The following is a 23409-nucleotide window of genomic DNA, read 5'->3' on the forward strand; positions in this document are numbered from 1 at the left end:
TCGTCGCCCGGGTACCTTCCCCAGGTCCCGATCAACCCTGGTGATGCCCGCACGTGACCTCAGACATGGGTGCCGGGGTCGTCCGAGCCCTGGTGACCCAAAGGCAATGGGGCCGGCCGCTGCTCGCTCAGCAGCGAAGCGGCAATCCCCACGACCAGGGCTCCACCGATGATCGCCAGCGAAGCCCCGGTCGGGATCTCGTACAGATCGGTCAGCAGCATCTTCACGCCGATGTAGGCCAGCAGAAACACCAGACTGCTCTTGAGATACCGGAACTTGTGCATCAGGCCCGCCAGGGCGAAGTACAGCGACCGCAGGCACAGGATCGCAAAGATATTCGAGGTGAAGACGATGAACGGGTCTCGGGTGATCGCGAAGATCGCGGGGATCGAGTCGATCGCGAAGAGAACGTCCGTGCTCTCGATGACCAGCAGGCAAACGAACATCGGAGTGATGGCCCGCTTCCCGTCGAGGTGGGTGAAGAACCGCTGGCCCTCCATCTTCTTGGTCACCGGATACAACCGTCGGGCCAGACGCACAAGAATGTTGCGGTCCGGCTCAACCTTCTCCTCACCGGCGAACATCATCTTCACGGCGGTGGCCAGCAGGAGCACGCCGAAGACGTAGATGATCCAGTGAAACCTGGAGATCAGGGCGGCGCCGGCCAGGATCATGACGCCGCGCATCACCAGGGCTCCCATGATGCCCCAGAACAGCACGCGGTGCTGATGCACCGCAGGCACGCCAAAATAAGCGAAGATCAAGGCGATGACGAAGATGTTGTCCATACTCAGCGATTGCTCGACAATGTAGCCGGTGAAGAAGTCGAGGGCCGCCTGCCGGCCAGTGGTGACCACACCGTTGTGCTCCGCCATGCCCAGCCAGTTGTGTTGGTAGATGAAGTACACCGCCACGTTGAAGGCCAGCGCCAGGAACGCACACAGACTCGCCCAGCGAAGGGCCTCCCACGTGCCAATCGTGTGGGCCTTGCGGTTCAGCACGCCCAGATCAAGGGCGAGCATGACCAATACAAACAGAACGAAGCCGATCCAAAGCCAAATCGCCATCGCTTACCTCGCGCGGGAATTGTCGTCGATGGCTTCCTTTCACGCCACCCGCTCCGACGCCGGAAAACCAGCCCCGCCGGCAACTCGAACCGGCCGATTCCTACCTGCACCGCCGACCGGCGAAACCCGGCTCGTTGGGACTCGCGATCGCAGGGCGGATCGGCCCACAGCCCGGGCCTGCGCGTCTGCCAGTATGGCACAACCAGCCCGTCGCCTGCCTCGCTGGCACGAGATCCAAAGGGGGTTGGGAAGCCCGCCGCCTCGTGTAACATCATGATAAAAAATGGTTTACGATCAATGGTCTTATACCCTGCCCTTCTGGCATCGAGCGTGCAGCACTCCAGTTAAACATCGGGGGACTCCCTGTCATAAGTGCAGGGCCGTCCCGCCAGCATGGATCCCGCTTGGTTGAGCTTTGAGGAGACTAAATGATATGGCAGTGAAACAACTGGCGTTTGGAGAGGAGGCGCGCAACAGCCTGCTGGTCGGCGTGGAAAAGCTGGCCCGGGCGGTCAAGAGCACGCTGGGACCTCGCGGGCGTAACGCGGTCATCGACAAGGGCTGGGGCGCTCCCAGCGTCACCAAGGACGGCGTGACCGTGGCCGAGGAGGTCGATCTCGTCGACAAGTACGAGAACATGGGGGCCTTGCTGGTCAAGGAGGCGGCCAGCAAGACCAGCGACATCGCCGGTGACGGCACCACCACCGCCACCGTCCTGACCGAGGCCATCTACAAGGAAGGCCTCAAGAACGTGATCGCCGGGGCCGACAACATGGCTCTGTGCCGCGGGATCAAGCAGGGCGTCGACGTGGCCGTCGAGCAGCTCGCCAAGTTGGCCAAACCGGTCAAGGTGACCGCTAAGTCCGACTTGGTCAGCGTGGGCAGCATCTCGGCCAACAATGACCGGGCGATCGGCGAGCTCCTTGCCGAGTGCTTCGAGAAGGTCGGCAAGGACGGCGTGATCACGGTCGAGGAAGGCAAGAGCGCCGACACCTACTACGACCTGGTCGAGGGGATGCAGTTCGACCGCGGTTTCCTCAGCCCCCACTTCATCACCGACCAGGACGCGATGGAGTGCGTGGCGGAAAAAGCCTATCTGCTGATCCACGAAGACAAGATCTCCAGCGTGACCAAGTTGGTGCCGCTGCTCGAGAAGGTCGCCAAGACCAAGCGCCCGCTCCTGATCATCGCCGAGGACGTCGAGGGCGAGGCCCTGGCCACGCTGGTGGTCAACAAGCTGCGCGGAATTGTGAGTGTCTGTGCGGTCAAGGCCCCCGGCTACGGCGATCGCCGCAAGGCTATGCTGCAGGACATCGCCATTCTCACCGGCGGCAAGTGCATCATGAAGGACCTGGGCATCGATCTGGACAGCGTGGCCATCTCCGACCTGGGCCAAGCCAAGAAGATCATCGTCGATAACGACAATACCACGATCATCGAAGGCGCCGGCAGCACCAAGGAAATCCAAGCCCGCATCGCTCAGATCCGCAAGGAAATCGACATCACCACCAGCGACTACGATCGGGAGAAACTCCAGGAACGCCTGGCGAAACTGTCCGGCGGCGTGGCCCAGATCAACGTCGGGGCGGCCACCGAGACGGAGTTGAAGGAAAAGAAGGCCCGCATCGAGGACGCCATGCACGCGACCCGGGCGGCCCTGGAGGAAGGGATCGTCCCCGGCGGCGGCGTCGCCCTGGTACGGTGCGTCGAGGCGGTCGAGGCGGTCAAGGCCGATGGCGACGAGCGAACTGGCGTCGAGATCGTGGCCAAGTCGCTGTCAGCCCCGCTCCGTCAGATCGCGGAGAACGCCGGGCGCGAGGGCGGCGTGGTTCTCGCCAAGGTGCAGGCGAAGAGCGGCCCATTCGGCTACAACGCCGACACCGATGCCTACGGCGATTTGGTCAAAGACGGGGTCATCGACCCGGCCAAGGTGGTTCGCGTGGCCCTTCAGAACGCCAGCAGCGTGGCTCGCATCCTGCTCAGCACCGACTGCATCATTACCGAGAAGCCCAAGAAGGCCGACGACAATGGCCACGGACACGGACATGGCGGCGGCATGGGTGGCATGGGTGGCATGGGCGGCATGGACGACATGATGTAAGCCCGCCCAGCTCTGTGAACGTGAATGAATGACCTGTTGACACACGAGGCCCGGTGCGACGGGCCGTCTGACTCAGGAGAATGAGACGATGGCAAAGGTGAATGTGAAACCTCTCGATGACCGTGTTCTGGTGTCCCAATGCGAGGCCGAAGAGAAAACCGCGGGCGGCATCGTTCTGCCCGATACCGCCAAAGAGAAGCCGCAGCGAGGGAAGATTGTGGCGACCGGGCCCGGTAAACTGCTCGACAGCGGCGAGCGCGGCAAGATGAGCGTGAGCACCGGCGATGAGGTCTTCTACGGCAAGTACGCCGGCTCCGACGTCGAGATCGACGGCACGAAATACGTTATTCTTAAGGAAACCGATATCCTGGCGATCATCGATCGCTGACCGGCTCGTGGCAGACGCTGACAGAACAAGGGACATCGCGAGGAGCGAAACGAAATGGCTAAACAGATGATGTACGAAGACGTCGCCCGCCAGAGGATCCTGCAAGGGGTCTCGAAACTGGCCGCGACAGTCAAGGTGACGCTGGGTCCAACGGGCCGGAACGTGATTCTCCAGAAATCGTTCGGACTGCCCCGCGTGACCAAGGACGGCGTGACGGTCAGCAAGGAGATCGAGCTGCCCGATCCGTTCGAGAACATGGGCGCCAAGATGGTCAACGAGGTCGCCAGTAAGACCAGCGATGTGGCCGGCGACGGAACCACCACGGCCACGGTCTTCGCCGAAGCGATCTACCGCGAGGGACTCAAGAACGTGACCGCGGGGGCCAATCCGATGGCCCTCAAGCGAGGCATCGACGGCGCGGTCGCGGTTGCGATCGAGAGCATCAAGAGCCAGTCGGTGAAGGTCAAGGGCGACGACATCACCAAGGTCGGCGCGATCAGCGCAAACGGCGACGCCGAGGTGGGCAAGCTGCTCGCTCAGGCCCTCGACGAGGTCGGCACGGAAGGCATCATCGAGATCGAGGAAGGCAAGAGCCTCGAGACCGAGAAGGAAGTGGTCGAAGGCATGCAGTTCGACAAGGGCTACATCTCCCCCTATTTCATGACCAATCCGAACACGCTTGAGTGCGTGCTGGAAGATGCCTACATCCTCATTCACGAGAAGAAGCTCAACAGCCTGCGCGATCTGGTGCCGCTGCTCGAGAAGCTCGTGACCACCGGAAAGCCCCTGCTGATCATCGCCGAAGACGTCGAAGGCGAAGCCCTCGCCGCCTTGGTGGTGAACAAGCTGCGCGGCGTACTGCAGGTGTGCGCCGTCAAGGCTCCCGGCTTCGGTGATCGACGCAAGGCCCTGCTGGGTGATCTGGCCATCCTGACCAACGGCAAGATGATCAGCGAGGACCTGGGCGTGAAACTCGAAAACGTCCAGATCTCCGATCTGGGGCAGGCCAAGAAGATCGTGGTCGACAAGGACGCCACGACCATTATCGAGGGCGCCGGCAAGAAGGCGGAAATCAAGTCGCGCTGTGACCAGCTCCGCTCGATGATCGAGAAGACCACCAGCGACTACGACCGCGAGAAGCTCCAGGAGCGGCTGGCCAAGTTGACCGGCGGCGTGGCCATCATTCGCGTCGGCGGAGCGACCGAGGCCGAGGTCAAGGAACGCAAAGACCTCGTCGAGGACGCGTTCCACGCTACCCGTGCGGCCGTCGAAGAGGGCGTCGTGCCCGGCGGCGGGTTGGTCTTCCTGAAGGCCATCGCCGCAGTCAAGAAGGCCGGTGACAAGGCCATCGGCGACGAGAAGGTCGGTTACGACATCATCGCCCGCGTCTTGGAGGCCCCGGCCCGCCAAATTGCCGATAACTCAGGTATCGATGGCGGCGTGGTCGTGGCCGAGATCCTCGAGAACGGCTGCAAGACCGGCTACGATGCCCGAAACGCGGAATTCGTTGACATGCTTAAGGCCGGCATCATCGACCCGACCAAGGTCGCCCGCTCGGCCCTGGAAAACGCGGCCAGCGTCGCCGGCCTGATGCTGACCACCCAGGTTCTCCTCACCAGTCTGAAGGACGAGGACAAGGAGAAAGAACTGGCCGGGGCAGTTCGGTAAGTCCGCGAGTTCAGGCCCTGCCCCAGTCGGCTCGCCGCCGACTGGATGCTCGGCATTGGTATGCTCGGGCTCCTGCAGAGCCCCGAACGCAGACGACGGACGGATCGAAAAGACCGAGACCAGCTGCCGTCCTTCGCGCTCCGGGCTCTGACTCCTGCGCCCCGGAGCAGGGGCCGTTCCAGATCAGGGCATGGTTGTTGAGATGTCGTCGGTGGCCGAAAAACGCGATTACTACGAGGTCCTCGGGGTGGCACGAGACGCCAGCCCCGACCAGGTCAAGAAGGCCTACCGACAGGCGGCACTCAAATACCACCCCGACCGCAACCGCGAGGACCCCCAGGCCGAGTGCAAGTTCAAAGAGGCGGCCGAAGCCTACGAGGTCCTCTCCGATCCAGAGAAACGCCAACGCTATGACCGCTATGGCCACCAGGGGCTCGACCGCCAGGCCGTCCATGACTTCAGCGGAATGGGTGTCGATGACATCTTCTCCATGTTCAACGACATCTTCGGCGGCTCGATCTTCGGCGGCGGCTCCGAGCGAAGGGGCGGGGTCGACCTCGAACTCCAGGTCAGCTTGACGCTGGAGGAAATCGCCCAGGGGACGGAAAAAACCATCGAGTTCGAGCGGCACGACGTCTGCGAGCATTGCAGTGGCAGCGGCTCGGAGCCAGGCTCGCCGAAACGAAACTGCCCGACCTGCGGCGGATACGGGCAGGTGGAGCAGTCCACCGGTTTTGGGGCCTTGTTCGGGCGGGTCGTGACCGCATGTCCGGCCTGCCGCGGGCGGGGGATGGTCATCGCGACCCCGTGTCGCCGCTGCCGTGGGAGCGGCCGGGAGCGGAAACACCGGGTGCTCGCGGTTCAGATCCCGGCCGGAATCCAGGATGGCCAGGGTGTCCGCGTGGCCGGCGAAGGCGAACCAGGGGAGTCGGGCGGCCGGGGCAACCTGCACGTGTACGTCCGCCAGGAGCAGCACCCGTTCTTCGAGCGACGAGGCGACGACTTGGTCTGCCGCGTGCCAATCAGCTTCCCACAGGCCGCCCTGGGAGCCAAGGTCGAGGTCCCTTCGCTCGACGGGCGGATCGAGCTGCGAATCCCGCCGGGGACACAGCACGGCCAGCTGTTCCGGCTGGCGGGCAAGGGCTTGCCCAGCCTGCGCGGACGGCGACCCGGCGACGAGATCGTTCAGGTCTGGATCGAGGTGCCCAAGACACTCAACAAACGCCAGGAAGAGCTGCTCCGCCAATACGCCGCCAGCGAAGACCAGTCGGTGCTCCCGGAGTCAAAGGGCTTCTTCGACAAGCTGGCCGACTTCTTCTCAAGTGGTAAGGAGAATCGTGAACAGAAGGGTGACTGATCGGCCATGGGTAAGAAGGACAGCAAGATCGTGATTCCCAGCGAGGACGAGCTGAAGGCCTATGCGGGCAAGCTCGACGCCGGACCGCAGACTGCCCCCGCGCACACCACTCCCGAGCCGGCCGCCGCCGCGACGGGGGCGGTGGACGCCGCGACACCGCCGCCTGCGGGTGAGGAAGAACTCGCCCAGGCGGGCCCTCAATCCGAAGTCGAGCAGTGGAAGGACAAGTACCTGCGGTCCAAGGCCGAACTGGCCAACTACCAGCGCCGCTCGGAGAAGGACCGGGCGGAGGCCCTCCGCTACGCCAACGCCAGCTTCGCCAAGTCACTGCTGCCCACCATCGACAACCTCGAGCGAGTCCTGGAGGCGGGGCAAACCCACAAGGACAATACCGACGCCATTCTGGACGGCGTCAGGATGACACTTCAAGACCTGCTCAAGGTACTGGCCGAACATCAGGTCGAACGCATCGAGGCGGAAGGGCTGCCGTTCGATCCCATGGTACACCAGGCCATGGTGCAACAACCCTCCGCGGATTGTCCCGACAAGACGGTACTGAAGGAGCTTGCGAAAGGCTATCGCCTTCTCGAGCGGGTGCTGCGGCCCGCCAAGGTGATCGTCTCCAAGGCCCCGGAATAGGGGAGAATACATGCCGACCTATGATTACACCTGTTCGTCCTGCGAGCATGCCTGGGAACTGTTCCAGTCAATCACCGCTAAACCGATCCGCAAATGCCCTCAGTGCGGCCGCCAAACAGCCCGGCGAATGATCGGCACAGGAGCGGGCATCCTCTTCAAGGGCTCCGGCTTTTACTGCACCGATTACCGCAGCGAGGGGTACGAAAAGGCGGCGAAATCGGAGTCGGATTCCTCGGCCGGCAAAAGCAAGGGCGAGTCCGGTGGTTCCGGGGCAAAGGCGACTACCGAGTCAAAGTCCACGCCGACGCCTGAATCCAAGCCATCGAAGAAACCGGATGACAAGTAGCCGGCCGGAGATCGACCGGGAGGGTGGCTGGTTATGCCTACGCTGCAATGTCCCATCTGTCAGCGACAGATTCGCTACTCCTCGCTCGAGGAAGTACCCTATCGTCCGTTCTGCGGCCAGCGCTGCAAGCTGATCGACCTCGGCAAGTGGCTGAACGAGGAATACCGCATCAGCGAGGAAGTGCCCGACGGGCATCGCCATCCACCGCAGGACAGAGCCCAGGCCCAGAAGGAGTAATACCCGACGATCAGCCATCGGCCGGCGGCAACCCGCCGGGACTGGTCCCGTTGGCGTTTCTCCGTCTGGTCGACGTCCCTTCCAGGCCTCTCCGCCGCCGCCCCCTTTGTGCCTGCCCCCTACGTATTGGCCTCGCCATGGCCGCGGCTTATAATGCGGCCGGTCAATGACGGGCGATTTCTTTGGCGGCATGCATGGGAGGATGCTTTCATGTCTGAACAAGTCAACGAGCTTCGCCGAATCAACTGGTCGGAGTGTTTCCCGTTCACCCGGATCTTCCGCACCTTCGGGATGGCCAAGTCTCCCGGCAAGCTGGCGATGGCCCTGGCCGCGGTCCTGCTCACCTGCCTGTGGGGCGGGATCCTGGACGGCCTGTGGTCATCCAAGCATCAGCCGTTGAGAAACGAAGTCGGGGCATTCAGTCAGGTCGCATCGCTTGATCAGTGGCGAGAAGGGAACCGCAAGGCGACCGTCCAGGCCCTTCGCCGCGTCTGCAACGAGGTTGGCGCAACCCTGCCGGTCAAGCTCGAAGAGGAATTCGCCCGGCAGCCGTCCAAAGTGATCAGCGATGTCCTCAAGGACATCAAGGCCAGGCACAAGAAGACGGTCGACGACTTGGCCGATCAGCTGGGCAAGGAGAAGAACCTGACCCAACAGCAGAAGCGGGAACGAACCGCCGAGAAGACCAAACCCTTGGTGACTGCCTATGCTCAAGTGAGAAACCTGCGGCCTCGCGGCGTGTTCTGCGGTTTCGCAAGCTACGAGTGCCAGGTCGGGCGGCAGTTGATGTACGCCGCTCGGACGCTCAACTTCACCGGCGGTCTGCAAGCAGCCTTGTCGCCACGCGGGTCCGGATCGAGTGGTCCGGCGTACCGGGACGTGGTGCCAGGAATGGCCAACGCCGCATTCGACCTCGCCCTGAACGCCGCCGACCGACCTCGAGAGCCGACCGCTGGCGGCTTCTTCACAGGGGTCCTCGATGACCAGGTGTTGGCCCGTGGCGAGGTCGGTGCCGTTCCGGCGGGCTATGGCGTCCTCCCGTGTGTGATTCTCGCCTTGCGCGGCGTTCAGTGGATGTGGTTGGAGCACACCCTGTACTTCTTCCTGTTCTGGATTCCTGCCCTGGTGATCTGGTCGCTGTTCGGCGGCGCCTTGAGTCGGATGGCGGCCCTGGATCTCGCTCGCGATGAGCAGATCTCGCCCAAGGCAGCCTTGTGCTTTGCCTGGCGAAAGCTGCTCGGATTCGTGTCCGCTCCGCTGGTCCCGATTGTCTTCATCGTCGCGATCGGCTTGGTCCACTTGCTGGGCGGCGCGTTCGGCTTCATTCCTTGGATCGGCGAGTTCATCGGCGGCATCATCGCTGGCTTGGCCCTGGTGGGCGGCGGCCTCATGGCCCTTCTGGCGATCGGAGCGGTGGCCGGCGGCGGGCTGATGTGGCCAACGATCGCGGCCGAGGGCTCGGATGGCTTCGATGCCATGAGCCGCAGCTACAGTTACATCTTCACTCGGCCTTGGCACGCGGCCTTCTACGCCGTGATCGCGGCTGTTTACGGGGCGATCTGCTATCTGTTTGTCAGGTTCTTCCTCTTCCTGGCCCTTCGGCTGGCCAGGGCATTTGTCGGGATGGGTATGGGCGTGTTCGCGGGCCTCCTGCAGTTCTGCGGTGCCGACGGAGCTGGCGATCGCTCAGCGGCCGGCGCGGCCTGGGCCCAGAAAGTGGATGTGATCTGGCCTGCGCCAACCTTCGCCAATCTGGCACCGGCCCGGATGCCATTAGGCGCCGATGGTTTGATGGAATCGGGCATGGCCTGGATGTTCCACATGTGGATGCTCCTGGTCGTGGCCTTGCTGTTCGCTTTCATGGTCTCGTTCTTCATGTCCGGCTCGACGGTGATCTACTTCCTGTTACGCCGGCACGTGGATGCCACGGATATCGACGACGTGTTTGTGGAGGAGGGCGAAGAGGGTGGCCAGCCATCGGCGAGCGGGTGCGCGAGCACCGCAACCGGGGGATCCGTCGCGGAACCGTCAAGCGGACCGGTCCCGAGCTCGGTGGAGTCGACCGGAACGCCAGGTCCGTCGACATCGACGGAACCGAAGCCGCCTGCCTCGGAACCGCCCGCCTCACCGCTGCCTTAGCTGGGCCGGTGACCGGCGGGTGCGGAGTCGGGCTTCAGGACGCGAGACCGGCAACTGGGGGAAACTCGATTGGGTTTGACCAGGTTCGATCCCGCCGCCGGGGGGACCGGCTGTGGATTTGATGGGGTGACGATTGGCAATGGATTATGAAATCGCCAGGGGGAGCGGCAGGTGCACGGCAACGGCACGTGAATTGGCCGAAGGCGAGGTGTACTACGCGGTGCTGTTCGAGACGAATGAGGGATTCGAGCGGCGGGATTTCGCCTCCGATGCCTGGACTGGCCCGCCGGAAGGGCATTTCTGCTACTGGCGGGCCAAGGTGCCGCCTCGGCATCGAAAGCCCAGCACGGTGGTTGTCGATCATGCCCTCCTGACCAGCTTCTTCTGTCGGCTCGAGGACCACAAGTCGGAGCTGCGTCAGCAGTTCCGCTTCGTGCTCGCGCTGCTCCTGATGCGCAAGCGGATTCTCAAGCTCGACGGCACGGTGCGAGAAGGCGACCGGGAGTCCTGGCGTCTCCGCCTGGTGGCCGATCAGAGTGAGCATCTGGTGCTCAATCCGCGGCTCAGCGACGAGCAGATCGAGCGGCTCAGCGCCCAGTTGACCGCGATTCTGAGCGGCGATGCCATGATGATTGAATCGTTGGTCAACGAGGAGGAACTTGGGCCGGCGGACTCGAACGGCGCGCTGCCGGTTGTCGCCGGTGAGGGCTCGGTCCCCGGTCCGAAAGCGGCTGCCGGTGGTGCAGATCGCCCGGATGAACCGGCCACGTCGCTCGATGCCGAGACCGACGTCGCTCCTGAAAGCGAGGACCCCGTTGCGCGCACATAGGCTGGTCGGCGGAATCCTGCTCCTGGCCGGAGGCATCGCTGGGTGCCCCCCACGCGAGGTCATGCGCCCCACCCTGGCCCCGGATGCTCCCAAGGCCACGGTCATCGCTCGGGTCAATGAGAATGCCGACGCGATGGACTTCCTGCTGCGGGCCGGCGGCGTCTCCGCCACGGGCGAGTTCCTGCGCGAGGGTCATCGCGAGAGCTTCCACCTCACCGGTACGCTGCTCTATCGCAAGCCCATGAGTCTGTACCTCAAGCTGGAGCACATCGGCGGCAGTATCGAGGCCGGCTCTAACGAACAGGAGTTCTGGTTTTGGGAGAAGGTGGATTCTCCACGATACTCGTGGGGCATGCATGAGTATATGCCTGACGACGCGGACACCGATATCCCCCTCCGCCCCGATCTGCTCGTCGAGGTGCTCGGTTTCGGCGGCTTGCCCGAGGATACCACCGGCCCCCAGGGCCCGCTTTTCTGGGTCGGCCCGCAGCATTGCGAGCTGATCTTCATGGATCGCGGCGAGGACGATCAGCTCTACATCACCAAGACGATCGACCTGGACCGCAACGAGCCTTTCTTGGTACGCTCCGTGGTGTTCTTCCGCTCAAATGGACGGCCGTGGATGCAGGCCAAACTGTCGGACTACCGCAAGGTCGAGGGTGGTGGCATCGTGATGGCCCCGCACAAGATCCGGATGGACTGGCTGCCCGATCGTGGCTGGCTTGAGCTCAAGTTCGACAACACCAAGCGGTTCGATAACGCCGCCGCCGAGAAGCGGTTCCGTTCGCCGCGCCAGCTCGGCTACGATTTGGGGCGGGAAGTCAGGGTGGATGGTCCTCGCGTGCTGCCCCGTCGGCCCGCGCCGGCGCCGGCCGCTACCCCTGCTCCTGAAGAGGCTGAGTCGTCCTGATGCCTTTGCCTGTGCTGCCATCGGTTCCTTCACGCATGGATCGGCTTGCTGCCGCATGCGCCCTTTCGGCACTTCTGGGCATGGCCGTCGGAGCCTCCGGCGCGGAGAAGACTCCCGCAACGAAGCTTATCGCGGCGGGCAATGACCGTGTCCTCTGGCTGGCCGTCGGTCAGTGGGACTCACAGGACAGAACCTACGTCTATCGCTTCGCCTTGCTGGATGAACTCGTGACCCCCATCCGCTCGGTGAGCAATCTAGCGCCGCAGCGAGGTCGCATCGATCGGTGGGCGGTGGCGGGCAAACGCCTTCACGTGTTCTACGGCAGAGATGCGGTGTTCAGGGCCGACGGCGCTCACTACAGCATCGAGTGGAGCGGCACTTCAGGACGATCGCAACAGTTCTCCGAGGCTGACCGGGAGCGTCCGTTGCCGGGTCCGGTGATGCCGGCCGCGGTGGCGGGTGAGTCCGCGGCCCGAGCCCCGCGCCTCTGGGCCCTGGTGACCGCCGAAACCGCCGCCGCGGTGGAAACCGGATGGATGCGGGATCAAGGTGGGGCGACTTCCCGGGCGGCGGAACAACCGGATCACGAGTCGCTTTCTCCGCCGCTGGCGGATTCCGCACCGACTCGAGAGAAGAGCAGTGAGGCCTTCTACCACCTGGTCCAGTATGACGGCACTGAGTGGCGGCCCGGCTTCGCGGCGACGCCGCAGTGTCCCACCAGCGAGCGGGTGTGGCTGACACTGGTCGAGGATCGGTTCTACCTCCTGTGGCAGCGGCGGACCAGCGACCGCGTGATTCACTCCGCCTACTGTGAGCAGGATCGCTCGCGGTCGGGTGTGCCGCGATGGATTCAGGGACCCACCCTCTCGCTCGGACAGACGATCGTGAACGGCACGGCCCTGGTGATCAACCGCCGGCTGGTCTTTGAAGCGATGGTCGCTGCGGGCGAGGGAACCGACCGCCTGGTGTGCCGGGGTTGGTTGTGGCAGCCGTCCGCTGACGGCACGGGTGGTTGGACTCCGTTGCCCGCGCTGTCAGAACCTGCCGAGGTGAAATCCGAAGGTGGTGAAAGGAGTTCTAAGGTTCCTGAAAGCAAGCCCGGCGAGCTGCGGTTGCCACCCGGCTCGACGGTGAGCGGCAGCCGGGATCAGCTGGCCGTCGTTCGCCCGGTTGAGCAGGAAGCCGAGGTGGCTTTCTTCTCGCCTACTGCAGGCGGGCCGCCGAGTTCGGCCTTCAGGAGAGTACCCTTGGCCGCGGCGAATCCGGCCACTGCTGCCCGCCGCGGCCTGTATGACCTCATGGCCACCATGGTCGTTGTGGCCCTGCTCGCCCTGGTTTTCTGGCGGAGGCAGGAAAGCCTGGCCGTGCCGGTGCCCTTGCCGGTGGGCACCCTGGTGGCCGGACCCGGGAAGCGGGCCCTGGCCGCGGCCATCGACATGATCCCTGCGGCGGTCGTCGTGGCCGTGTTCTGGCGAGAGGACCTTTTCCCGCACCTGAGGCAATTGTGGGCCGCCTCGGCGGCCTACGTCGCGGGCCAGCACGATACCCTCGAAGCCCTGGTCACTCCGGACTCCCTGGTATGGGCCTGGGTGTGGTTCCGCCTCCTCTACGTGGGCTACTGCATCGCCTGCGAGATCATCATGCAGGGTACGCCGGGCAAGAAACTGCTCAGCTGCCGCCTGCTGACTGAAGACCTCGGAAGCCCGAACGGCGTCCAGGTGGTGATCCGCAATATCACCAAGCTGATCGAGCTGGAGCCGACTCTCCAGATCTGGCCTTTCATGCTGGTCATCTTCTTCACCCGCAACCGCCAGCGGTTGGGCGATCTGCTCGCTCGCACCATCGTCGTCGATCAGCAGTACGAGAGCCTCGAACCTCCCGAACAGGATCGCGAGGACGAGGGATGACGATCGCGGGGCCGAGCCCGTCGGCCGGAGAGCAGAATCCTCCCCCCTGGCGATCGCCCGGCCGATCGACGTCGCTGCCGGGGCGGAGAGCGCCACCTGGCGGACGACGTCGGGCCAGGATCACCGGTGCCGGCTGATCGGTTTGACCGGCCTGCTCGCCTGGTCGACGGTCACCTGCCCGCCAGTCAGCCTGGCCAGAGCAGTTCCCGACGGGCCCCGCGAAACACTCCCTCCCAGTCGAAGGCCGGGCCGGGATCGACCTTGCCCTTGGATTCATGCCAGTGACCCATGAATCCGGAAAACGCGGCCTGCTCCTCGTTGGTGAACACGTCCATCCGAATGCTGCCGTCCGGATTCCGCGGCGCGTCGAGGGTCATCTTGGGAAAGATGCGGCGCATGGTCGCGACCAGCTTGATGAGGGCCGCGTACTGCTCGGGTGTATAGTCGTATTGCCAGACCTCGCGGCCGTTGATCGTGCCCTTGAGCAGTTCCTTGCGAGCGGGCCTGCCGACGAAGCTTGGCGTGCGAATGCCGGTCTCCTTGACCTCGGGCGGGAAGGTTGCCACCGGCCAGCCGTCGGCGCCGAGGCTGTACCATTTGTCGAGCGTGGTCTTGGACTTCTCCCCGTAGGCCCCGATGTTGGCGATCTCGACGCCGACGCTCCGGTCATTGGCCGTGCCGGCATGCCATGCCCGCTCCTTCAGGTCGAGCGTCTGGTAGAGCGTTCCGTCCAGGTCGAGCAGGAAGTGCACGGAGAGCCCGCGCATGTCCTGTAGAACCTGAAAACACCTTCGAGAGGTTCCACAGACGTCGTAATGGAACACGAACTGGTCGACCTGCTCCTGGAGATTGGCCAGCGTCCAGCCCTCCCTGGCGACCTTGGCCTGGAGTTCGGCGGGCAGGTTTCGCCGGTCGCCGAAGCGGCTGGGGCTGTCCTTGTCGACCGGGTTGGTGGGCATGATCTTGTCCGGCTCGAAATGGCGATGGGCTTCGTAGGCATCATAGCCGCCGGGATCCAGCCACAGCACCACCGGGGTACCGGCGTGGAAGAGCTGGCCGCAGACCACGATCTCGTCGCCGTGACGGTTGAGGTGGTCGCCGGGACGGATGCAGCCGGTGGCCGCGGTGAGCAGAAGCGTCATCCCTGCGATACCGACACCGTGACTCAGTCCTAGACGCATGGTCAGCCTCCTCGGCGCCAAACCCACGGTCTCTTTCGGGCGCGCCGGTTGTATTTCAACCGCTCGGGGCCGTGATCGCAAGTCGGGCGACTTGTGATTGGGGAGGCCGCCGCCTATGATGGGCCCGAAGTCGTCGTTCATTCGGGGAGGATCTCGGTCATGACCAGTCTGCTCAAGTGGGGCCGACAGGGGTTCGTCCTGGCGGTCATGGTGTCCATGGGGTGGGCTTGGACGCCGACGGCCACGGTCGGCGCGGCGGTTGCGGATTTCGCTTTTCTGCAGATCAGCGATATCCACGTTTCGCCTCGGCCGGCAGGGGCTCGCAACGTGGCGGAGCCGGATCTCAGCGCGGAAGGATTGGCCTGGTTCGCCGAGCAGGCCGTCAGACCGCAGGTGCTCACCGCTCAGGGAATCACCACCCCGCCGCCCGCTTTTGTGCTGGCCACCGGTGACATCTGCGAGTACGGGGCCATCGCGGGGACTTGGGACGTCGTCGAGCGGTACTTCGCCGCGGTGAAGCTGCCCATCTACCTCACCGCCGGCAACCATGACTACACCTGGGCGGGCATCATGCCGATCATCGCCAAGGCCTATGGCTACGATCATTACTCCTTCGACGAGTTCGGATGCCATTTCGTGTGCATCGAGACAGCCACGCCCCAGGAGCCGCTGCCGTGCATCGATCAGCGAACGGTTGCCTGGTTGGCCAAGGACCTCAAGCCGGTGTCTGCCCATATGCCGGTGATCGTGTTCTGCCATCATCCGCCCTCCACGACGGAGTTTCCCCAGCCGCAGGATCCCGTGCGGCTGCAGGAAGCGCTGAGCGGGCACAACGTCGTTTTGCTGCTCATGGGCCACGGGCACGGCGTCCGTCACGAGAAGCTCGGTCCGATCGACTGCGTGATGGGCGGATCGACCTACGGCCCCAACACCGGCTATGGGATCGTGGCGGTGACCGACGGCGTGCTCCGCGTGGCATACAGGTTCAAGGATGCGGCCAAACCGATGCAGACGCTGGTGGAGAAATCCCTTGCGGCTCCGAGACTCCCATCGGTTGAGATCGTGGATCCCGGACCGCAGACTCTCATCACCGGCCCGGCAATCGATATCTGCGCGCGTGCGCCGGTGGGCGGAGAACTCCGACTGACTGCCGCTCTCAATAATAACCACACGCAAGCCGTTCCGCTGGTACCGGCGGAATCCGTTTTCCGGGCCAGGTTGGCGGTGGGTGACCTGCTGCCCGGGGCCCACGTCGTACACCTCCAGGTCACGGCCGGTGCTCTCAAGCTGGATCGCCTGGCGTCGTTTGTCTATGCGCCGTCCGATTCGCCTGTGGGTGAGTGCCGAATCCAGCTTGACTCCGGCAGCAAGGCCCGGCCGCTTGCCGTCGGCGACGAGGTCATTGTCGCGGGCACCGATGGACGAATCGTGGCCGTCCGCGCGGGGGATCCGGCAGGTGGTCCGCGGATCGTCTTTGACGGCAAATCGTCGATCTTGCACGAGCCGGCTCTGGCGGATGGCGTGCTGTACTTCGGCGCATCCGACCGGATGGTCCATGCCGTGAGTCTGGCCGGCAAGCACCTGTGGAAGACACCGGTCAAGGGCTGCGCCCTTGGGACGCCGGTCGTTGAGGGCGGCGTGGTGTACGTCGGAGATCTGGAAGGTGGTGTGACCGCGATCGATCGCCAAGGCGGGGAGGTGAGATGGTCTAAGCCGCTGGCGGTGTTCAGTATTGAGATGCCGCTGAGGCTCCATGGCGGCGTGCTCTACTTTGGTGCCTGGGATGGTCATGTTTACGCGGTCGACGCCGCCACCGGCGTGCTCAAGTGGAAGGCGATTGGCCCGGCGGGCCAGAACCATCCCAAGCAGAAGAATCGATACTACAGCCCGGCCGATTGCCCCGGCATTGTTGTCGGCGACCGGGTGTTCTTCACCGACCGGGCTTACCAGCTCGGCAGCTACTTGCTGGACGGCAAGTACTTGGGAGACATCGCCGAGGATGTGGCCGCCATCGGACCCACCGAGGACGGCAAGGGTTTCTACGCTCGCGGGCTGGCCAAGGGATTGACCCGATACGACGGGGCGGGTAAGCAAGTGTGGACTGAATCGGTGCCGATGGGCCGTTTTCCCTGCCCGCCGACGGAGGTGGGCGGCGTGGTCTACGCATGCTCCAATGTTGGCGTGCTCCGGGCTCATGATGGCGCGACCGGCCGGCTGCTCTGGGAGTATCAGGCCACGCCCGGCACTTACGTGATGGCCCCGGTGGCGGTCGATGACCAGGGACGAGCGATCGTGATCGGCATGGACGGTACACTGGTCCGTGTTGCGCCGGTCAAGCCACGATAGCGGTGATTGAAACGGAAGTTCCATGAGTTGATTCAAGGAGAACGACGATGCGAATTGGTGTGAACCTGATGCTCTGGACCGGATGCTACACGCCCAAGGACGTCAAACTCGTCGATAAGGTGGGGAAGCTGGGCTTCGATGGCGTCGAGTTCCCGATGTTCGACGCTGCCCAGGTGGACATAAAGGGTACCAAGAAGGCTCTGGAAGGAAACGGCCTGGGCGGCACGGTGTGCACCGTGCTGGTGACCGGTTCGTTCATCAGCTCGCGGACGGCCGATCGCAAGAAGGCCGTAGACCACGTCACCAAGGTGCTCAAGGTCAGCAAGGCAGTCGGCATGGAATCGGTGGCCGGCCCGTTGTACTCGCCGGTCGGCTATCTCACCGATCGCGGCCCGAATGCCGCCGAGTGGAAGAATGCGGTCAAGTGTCTCAAGCAGGTTGCCAAGGTGGCGGAGGATCTCGATCTGCCCATCGGCATCGAGGCGATCAACCGGTTCGAGACCTACTTCCTCAATACCCAGGCCGACGCGACCAAGCTGTGCAAGGAGATCGGCAGCGACTACGTCGGGGTGCACTACGACACCTTCCACGCCAATATTGAGGAGCGCGATCCGGTTGCAGCCCTCAAGGCTATCGGCTCCACGTGGCTCAAGCACGTGCACGCCTCGGAGAACGATCGCGGTGTCCCGGGCACCGGCCACGTGCCCTGGGATGAGACCTTCAAGACGCTCAAGGCTCTCAAGTACGATGGTTGGATCAACATCGAGAGCTTCCTGCCGGCCATCAAGGAACTTGCCCGGGCCGCGAGTATCTGGCGTCCGCTGGCCAGGAGCGGCGATGACCTGGCCACCCGCGGCCTCAAGTTCCTCCGCAAGTACGTGAACTAGTCCCTGCGGAGGCGGGATACCGGGAGAAGCAGCGGGGGCGCGACAGCATCGAAGGCAGGCGGGTGTCGTTCGAGGACGGGGCCCGCCTGCTTGGTCGTTTTGGCTGTCTGGTTCGAGACTCTACAGATTCAGGGGCGGGACGTTGGCTCCACGGTTCTTTCGAGAGGGCGGTCAGATGAACTCGATGGGCCCGGTGTCGGGGACGAGGCCGGCTTGGTGGCCGCGGGAGAGTAGCTCGCGGATTGCCGCCCGACCGCGGTCGCCGTAGTCGAGCGTCCAGGCGTTGACATACATACCCACGAACCGGTCGGCGAGATCGTGACCCATGTCGCGGGCGTATTGCAGAGCGTGATCGACGGCCTCGCGGCGATGGTCGAGTGAGTACTGGATGCTGTTCTTCAGGATGGTCGCGATTTCCCGCATGGCCGGTCCGCCCAGGTCGCGGCGGATGACGTTGCCGCCGAGCGGCAGTGGATAGCCGGTCTGCTCCTGCCACCAGACGCCCAGATCCACCAGGCAGTGCAGCTTCTGGTTTGGGTAGGTGAGCTGGCCCTCGTGGATGACCAGTCCCGCGTCGGCCTTACCGGCAGCCACGTGGTCGAGGATCTGGTCGAACACGACCAGTTCGTATTCGAAGCGGCCCTTGCCCAGGAGTAGATTGAGGGCGAGGAACGCGGTGGTCATGGTGCCGGGCACCGCGATGCGCTTGCCCTTGAGCGTTTGCCAGTCGCCCGGTTGGCGGGCCACAAGCATGGGACCGTACCCGTCACCCATGCTCGAGCCGCAGTTGAGCAGGGCATATTGGCCCGCCACGTAGGGATACGCATGAATACTGATCGCGGTGACATGCAGTTCGCCGCGCAAGGCGCGCTCGTTGAGGGTCTGGATATCCTGCAGAATGTGCTCGAACCGCCACCGTCCGGCATCGACGAGGCCCTTGGCGAGCCCGTAGAACATGAACGCGTCATCCGGGTCGGGACTGTGGCCGAGAAGTAATTCATGGTTCCGCATGGTATTAGGCAGCAGTCAGCGATCAGCGGTCGGCACGGGACAGCCTCAACGTGGTTTTGTCGCCTTTGGTCATGAGCCGTCGCATCCTTCCTTTTCTCGGATTCCGATGGCCGTTGCGGCCGCGTAGTGTTCGGTGTGGGTGATGGAGACCAGGATGCGGACGATTCCCAGTCCGGCGGCCACACGTCCGCATTCGCCGGTCAGCGTGACCTGCGGCTGGCCGGCACGGTCGTTGAGGATCTCCATATCCCGCCAGGCGATCTTACCGCGCCAGCCGGTGCCGAGCACCTTGAGGATGGCTTCCTTGGCGGCGAATCGCCCGGCCACGGAGGGCACCGCGTTCTTATATTGATGAACATACCTGGTTTCGGCGGGGGTGAGCAGGCGGTCGAGAAACCGGTCTCCGTACCGCTGCCAGATCCCCTGGATCCGCTCGCATTCCACCAGGTCGATACCTTGGGCGACGATCGTCATGGCCGCCCTAGTCTAACCTGACGCTGGTTGCCTGTCAGGTAGCGGCCGCGGTCGCCCGATCCAAGCCCATTTCGGAGGGGACACATGGTTGAGGGTCATGGTGTGATGATCGAGATACGGCGTCCCTCTTGCAGTCATCAGCTAGGGTTTCCCGCGACGGCGGTCGGGAAGAAGGCTCGCTGTCCTTCCTGAGGGCTCTTCACTTTTCAAACGGCGGCAGTTGTCGGTGAGCTGTGAGCGTCCGGGCGTCAGCGTTGGGCCGGGCAAGCCAGGCGCTGATGGCTGAATGGGTTTCTCAAACGAACCCATTGTCGCGGCTGCTGAACCGCGTTTTCAGCCCTGCCAGGGGCTTTTGCCCGGTCGTTCTCCCGGATTGCGGGGCGCCAAACGAAGCCATTGGCGCAGCCGGAAGGTTCCGACAATGACCTACTCAAGAACACCTCGTGTGTCCCGCGGATGGTCGGAGAATTGGGGCGGCGTAATCCTTCGCCTTCTTGGAGCGGGGTGGTGGAGCGGTGCGGTGGCGGGCATCAGTTGTTTAGTTTGGCTGAAGGAACGACGAATGACGCCGACCCCAAGTCTGGCCTGGATTTCCGTCCGCGTGGAGCTGGCGGGCTTGCGGAGGGCGTTTGATCCACTATCATGCAGACCGGTCGCGTCAGGGTTGCGCACGGCCGCGGTGCAGGAATCCGGACGGCGTAGACGGCCGGCCGTCACGACGTTGGAATCTCCACAAGGTCATGAAATGGCGGGGTTTGCGTGTCGCCGGACGAGCTACTGGAAGGATTGACCGAGCCACAGCGGCGGGCCGTGACTCACGGTAACGGACCGCTCCTGGTCCTGGCCGGGCCCGGCAGCGGCAAGACCCGGGTGATTACTCACCGGGCGGCTTACCTTGCCCAGACCGCCACGGATGCGTATCACCTTTTGGCCATCACCTTCACCAACAAGGCGGCCAACGAAATGGCCTCGCGGCTTGACCGGCTTGGGGTCGGGGCGGGGATGACCTGCTCGACGTTTCACTCGCTCTGCGCCCGGCTTTTGCGGATGTACCACGATCGGGCGGGGCTCCAGCCGAACTTCACCATCTTCGACACTGCCGACCAGACGGCCGCCATGAAGGACGCCATCGGTCGGGCCAACCTCTCCACGGACCACTACCCGGCCGCCGGCATCCTAAGCATCATCAGTCGGGCCAAGAACGACATGGTGACCGCTGACGAGATGCGGGTCAACGCGCGTGGATTCCGCGACGAGGTGTTTGCCGACCTTTACGTTGGGTACGACCAGATCCTGGCCGAGCAGAACGCCCTGGATTTCGACGATCTGCTGATCAGGGCAGCCCGCCTGCTGAGCGAGCACCCCGACCTCCGCGACCAGCTTGAGGACCGCTATCGGTACGTGCTGGTGGACGAGTACCAGGATACCAACCGTGCCCAGTATCTGATCGCCCGGGGTTTGGCCCTCAAGGGCGCGAACCTGTGCGTGACCGGTGACCCCGACCAATCGATCTACAGTTGGCGCGGGGCTGACATCCACAACATCCTGCAGTTCGAGGGAGACTTCCCCAACGCGACGGTCGTCCGGCTGGAGCAGAACTACCGCTCGACACCGCGGATCCTCGCCGCCGCGGACGCGCTCATCGCGAACAACCACAAGCGTAAGGAGAAGGCCCTGTGGACGGAGAACGCCGATGGTCCGGCGGTCCGCGTGGGCGAGTGCGAAGACCAGCATGCCGAAGCCGGCTTCATTGCCAGGGAGATCCGTCGGCACGTTGAGGAAGGCGGGCGGTTCGGCGATGTGGCCATTTTCTACCGTATCAACGCGCTCTCGCGCAACCTGGAGATGGCCCTGCGCGGTGCACAGATACCCTACCAGATTGCCCGCGGGGTGGCATTCTACCAGCGGAGGGAAATCAAGGACGTCCTGGCCTATCTGCGGGTGGCAGCCAACCCGCGTGACCAGGTGTCGCTCCTGCGAATCATCAACGTGCCTACTCGGGGTATCGGCAAGACCACGGTTGACCATCTGGTGGCGGCGGCTACCCGCACTGGCCAGACCGTGCTTGAGGTTCTGGCCAAGCCCGATCAGGTGCCCGGCGTCTCCCGTGCCGAACGGCACCTGAAGTCGTTTGCCGTGTTGATGAGCGACCTGGCGACGACTGTCCGTCACGGTTTGCTCAAGGATGCCGTGGAGTTCGTGGTTCGGAACAGTGGCCTGATTGCGATGTGGGACAAGGGCGAGGACAATGATGCCCTGGCCAACGTCGAGGAACTGATCAACGCGGCGGCCGAGTACGACCAGCAGCATCTCGACGGCAGCGGCTCGCTGACCGACTGGCTTCAGGGGATCAGCCTGGTGAGCGACGTGGACGCGATCGACGAGGAGAGCGGGGCGGTAACCATGATGACCCTGCACGCCGCCAAGGGGCTGGAGTTTGACACGGTGTTCCTGACCGGCCTGGAGCAGGGTCTGCTGCCTCATGAACGTAGTGCGATGGACTTGTTTGAGCTGGAGGAGGAACGCCGCCTGTGCTTTGTGGGCATGACCCGGGCCAGGCGCCGCCTGACCCTGACCCACGCCAGGTGGCGTGATTTTCGGGGGATGAGTGAGCGCCGGGCGAAGTCCCAGTTTCTCCACGAACTGCCCAAGCGCGGGATCGAGAAGCTGCGGATCGACATCTCTGGTGCCGGGGCTGGGGAGGACGAAGAGCCGGACATGCCGGCGTCGTCGGTCGACTATCTGGCGTGGCGCAAGGGGCAACTGGTTCGGTCGGCGCGGTACGGCATTGGCCGGCTGCTCTGGATCCAGCCCCGCAACCGCCAGACGTATGCCGGGGTAAAGTTTACGTCGTTCGGCGAGAAGACACTGGTGTTGGAATACGCGAACCTGGAACTGGTGGAAGAAGAAGCGGACTAGATCATGAACATGAAAGAGGCTTTGCGGTTGGACACTCCGTATGTTCTGGACGACCGTCTTGGCGACCATCGCCTGACCCGGGCGGATCTGACCGACCTGGAACCGCAGGTGCGGACCATCCTGAAGGAGATTGCCTCCGAGCGCAAGCATGGCAAGCATCGTTTTCGCGATTTGCCGCAGCTCAGGCTTCAGGTGGAGGAGATCAAGGCGCTCGTCACCGACTACCGCCCCAGCACGGACAACATGCTCGTGCTGGGCATCGGCGGGTCGGCCCTAGGCAACATTGCCCTGCAGACCGCCCTCAACTCGCCGATCTACAACCTGCTGCCCGACGACCGGCGTCGCGGTCCCCGGCTGTTTGTGCTCGACAACGTCGACCCCATAGCTTGCGAGGCGGTATTCCAGTATGCCGGTTGGGATTGGTCGCGCACCCTGGTCAACGTGATCAGCAAGTCGGGTGAGACGGCTGAGACGTCGGCCCAGTTTCTCATCGTTCGCGACCGGCTGATCAAGGCCCTTGGCGAGAAGGCCGCTCGTGAGCGGATCGTGGTGACGACCGACGCCGCCCAAGGCACGATGCGCTCGATTGTAGAACGGGAGAAATACCGGTCATTGACCGTTCCTGACGGCGTCGGCGGGCGATTCAGCGTGCTCTCGCCGGTGGGGCTGTTTTCCGCGGCCATGTGCGGCATCGACATTGAAGCCCTCTTGGCCGGGGCCGCTTCGATGGATGAACCGGTCAGTGATACCCACCCGGCCGAGAACATCGCCGCCCGGATCGCCATGATTCACTATCTTTACGAGCAGCGCGGCAAACCCATGCACGTCATGATGTCCTACAGCCAGCAGCTCAAGGATTTGGCCGACTGGTACCGCCAGCTTTACGCCCAGAGCCTGGGCAAGATCCGGCCCAACGCCGGCCAGTGCGTTCTCCCGGCGCACGTGCCGCCGTTGGGCCGGATACTGACGAGGCTCTCGGCGTAAAGCTGGCGGTACCAGTCGG

General features: G+C 63.9%; 19 protein-coding genes. 15 read left to right on the top strand and 4 right to left on the bottom strand.

Features of this window, described 5'->3' with window-relative positions:
* Positions 1–59: 59 nt before the first annotated feature.
* Entirely contained in the window at positions 60–1067 is a 1008-nt protein-coding gene (locus KA354_19430) for a TerC family protein (protein ID MBP7936819.1), read from the bottom strand.
* 433 nt (positions 1068–1500) lie between these two features.
* Between KA354_19430 and groL (KA354_19435) the strand changes: the two genes are divergently transcribed.
* The 11 genes from groL (KA354_19435) (at position 1501) to KA354_19485 (ending at position 13588) form a co-directional block, all read left to right on the top strand.
* Positions 1501–3168, top strand: coding sequence for a chaperonin GroEL (groL, locus tag KA354_19435; GenBank protein ID MBP7936820.1), 1668 nt, complete (start codon positions 1501–1503; stop codon positions 3166–3168).
* 88 nt (positions 3169–3256) lie between these two features.
* Entirely contained in the window at positions 3257–3556 is a 300-nt protein-coding gene (gene groES, locus KA354_19440) for a co-chaperone GroES (GenBank protein MBP7936821.1), read from the top strand.
* Positions 3557–3610: 54 nt separating this feature from the next.
* Complete coding sequence (gene groL, locus KA354_19445; GenBank protein ID MBP7936822.1) at positions 3611–5224, top strand: chaperonin GroEL; 1614 nt, start codon at positions 3611–3613, stop codon at positions 5222–5224.
* Between the two features lie 202 nt (positions 5225–5426).
* On the top strand, positions 5427–6581 hold the full coding sequence (gene dnaJ / locus KA354_19450; protein MBP7936823.1) for a molecular chaperone DnaJ: 1155 nt from the start codon (positions 5427–5429) through the stop codon (positions 6579–6581).
* A gap of 6 nt (positions 6582–6587) precedes the next feature.
* The gene (grpE, locus tag KA354_19455; GenBank protein ID MBP7936824.1) at positions 6588–7220 is read left to right on the top strand and encodes a nucleotide exchange factor GrpE; all 633 of its coding nucleotides are present in this window, start codon (positions 6588–6590) and stop codon (positions 7218–7220) included.
* A 10-nt stretch (positions 7221–7230) separates the two neighbouring features.
* The gene (locus tag KA354_19460) at positions 7231–7566 is read left to right on the top strand and encodes a zinc ribbon domain-containing protein (protein MBP7936825.1); all 336 of its coding nucleotides are present in this window, start codon (positions 7231–7233) and stop codon (positions 7564–7566) included.
* A 33-nt stretch (positions 7567–7599) separates the two neighbouring features.
* The gene (yacG, locus tag KA354_19465) at positions 7600–7803 is read left to right on the top strand and encodes a DNA gyrase inhibitor YacG (protein MBP7936826.1); all 204 of its coding nucleotides are present in this window, start codon (positions 7600–7602) and stop codon (positions 7801–7803) included.
* A gap of 210 nt (positions 7804–8013) precedes the next feature.
* A complete protein-coding gene (locus KA354_19470) occupies positions 8014–9942 on the top strand; it encodes a hypothetical protein (GenBank protein MBP7936827.1) in 1929 nt (642 codons plus the stop codon).
* 139 nt (positions 9943–10081) lie between these two features.
* Positions 10082–10771 carry a hypothetical protein gene (locus KA354_19475; GenBank protein MBP7936828.1) on the top strand — a complete coding sequence of 230 codons (690 nt, stop codon included), beginning with the start codon at positions 10082–10084 and terminating at the stop codon, positions 10769–10771.
* On the top strand, positions 10758–11681 hold the full coding sequence (locus tag KA354_19480) for a hypothetical protein (GenBank protein ID MBP7936829.1): 924 nt from the start codon (positions 10758–10760) through the stop codon (positions 11679–11681). Before KA354_19475 ends, KA354_19480 begins: the two co-directional genes overlap by 14 nt.
* A 35-nt stretch (positions 11682–11716) precedes the next feature.
* Positions 11717–13588 carry an RDD family protein gene (locus KA354_19485; protein ID MBP7936830.1) on the top strand — a complete coding sequence of 624 codons (1872 nt, stop codon included), beginning with the start codon at positions 11717–11719 and terminating at the stop codon, positions 13586–13588.
* Between the two features lie 185 nt (positions 13589–13773).
* On the opposite strand, the gene KA354_19490 is transcribed toward KA354_19485, so the two are convergent.
* A complete protein-coding gene (locus tag KA354_19490; GenBank protein MBP7936831.1) occupies positions 13774–14769 on the bottom strand; it encodes an N-acetylmuramoyl-L-alanine amidase in 996 nt (331 codons plus the stop codon).
* A 159-nt stretch (positions 14770–14928) separates the two neighbouring features.
* Here KA354_19490 and KA354_19495 point away from each other — a divergent pair, with 159 nt between their 5' ends.
* Both KA354_19495 and KA354_19500 read left to right on the top strand, forming a co-directional pair.
* Entirely contained in the window at positions 14929–17115 is a 2187-nt protein-coding gene (locus KA354_19495; GenBank protein ID MBP7936832.1) for a PQQ-binding-like beta-propeller repeat protein, read from the top strand.
* 47 nt (positions 17116–17162) lie between these two features.
* On the top strand, positions 17163–18002 hold the full coding sequence (locus KA354_19500) for a sugar phosphate isomerase/epimerase (protein ID MBP7936833.1): 840 nt from the start codon (positions 17163–17165) through the stop codon (positions 18000–18002).
* Positions 18003–18173: 171 nt separating this feature from the next.
* Here the strand turns inward: KA354_19500 and KA354_19505 are convergent, their stop codons facing one another.
* A complete protein-coding gene (locus KA354_19505; protein ID MBP7936834.1) occupies positions 18174–19013 on the bottom strand; it encodes an ABC transporter substrate-binding protein in 840 nt (279 codons plus the stop codon).
* A gap of 69 nt (positions 19014–19082) precedes the next feature.
* Positions 19083–19487 carry a holo-ACP synthase gene (acpS, locus tag KA354_19510; GenBank protein ID MBP7936835.1) on the bottom strand — a complete coding sequence of 135 codons (405 nt, stop codon included), beginning with the start codon at positions 19485–19487 and terminating at the stop codon, positions 19083–19085.
* A gap of 786 nt (positions 19488–20273) precedes the next feature.
* Between acpS and KA354_19515 the strand changes: the two genes are divergently transcribed.
* Both KA354_19515 and KA354_19520 read left to right on the top strand, forming a co-directional pair.
* Complete coding sequence (locus KA354_19515) at positions 20274–22406, top strand: UvrD-helicase domain-containing protein (protein ID MBP7936836.1); 2133 nt, start codon at positions 20274–20276, stop codon at positions 22404–22406.
* Between the two features lie 3 nt (positions 22407–22409).
* Positions 22410–23390 carry a hypothetical protein gene (locus KA354_19520; protein MBP7936837.1) on the top strand — a complete coding sequence of 327 codons (981 nt, stop codon included), beginning with the start codon at positions 22410–22412 and terminating at the stop codon, positions 23388–23390.
* The last annotated feature ends 19 nt before the right edge of the window (positions 23391–23409 follow it).

Source organism: Phycisphaerae bacterium (genome assembly GCA_018003015.1).
Taxonomy (GTDB): Bacteria; Planctomycetota; Phycisphaerae; order UBA1845; family PWPN01; genus JAGNEZ01.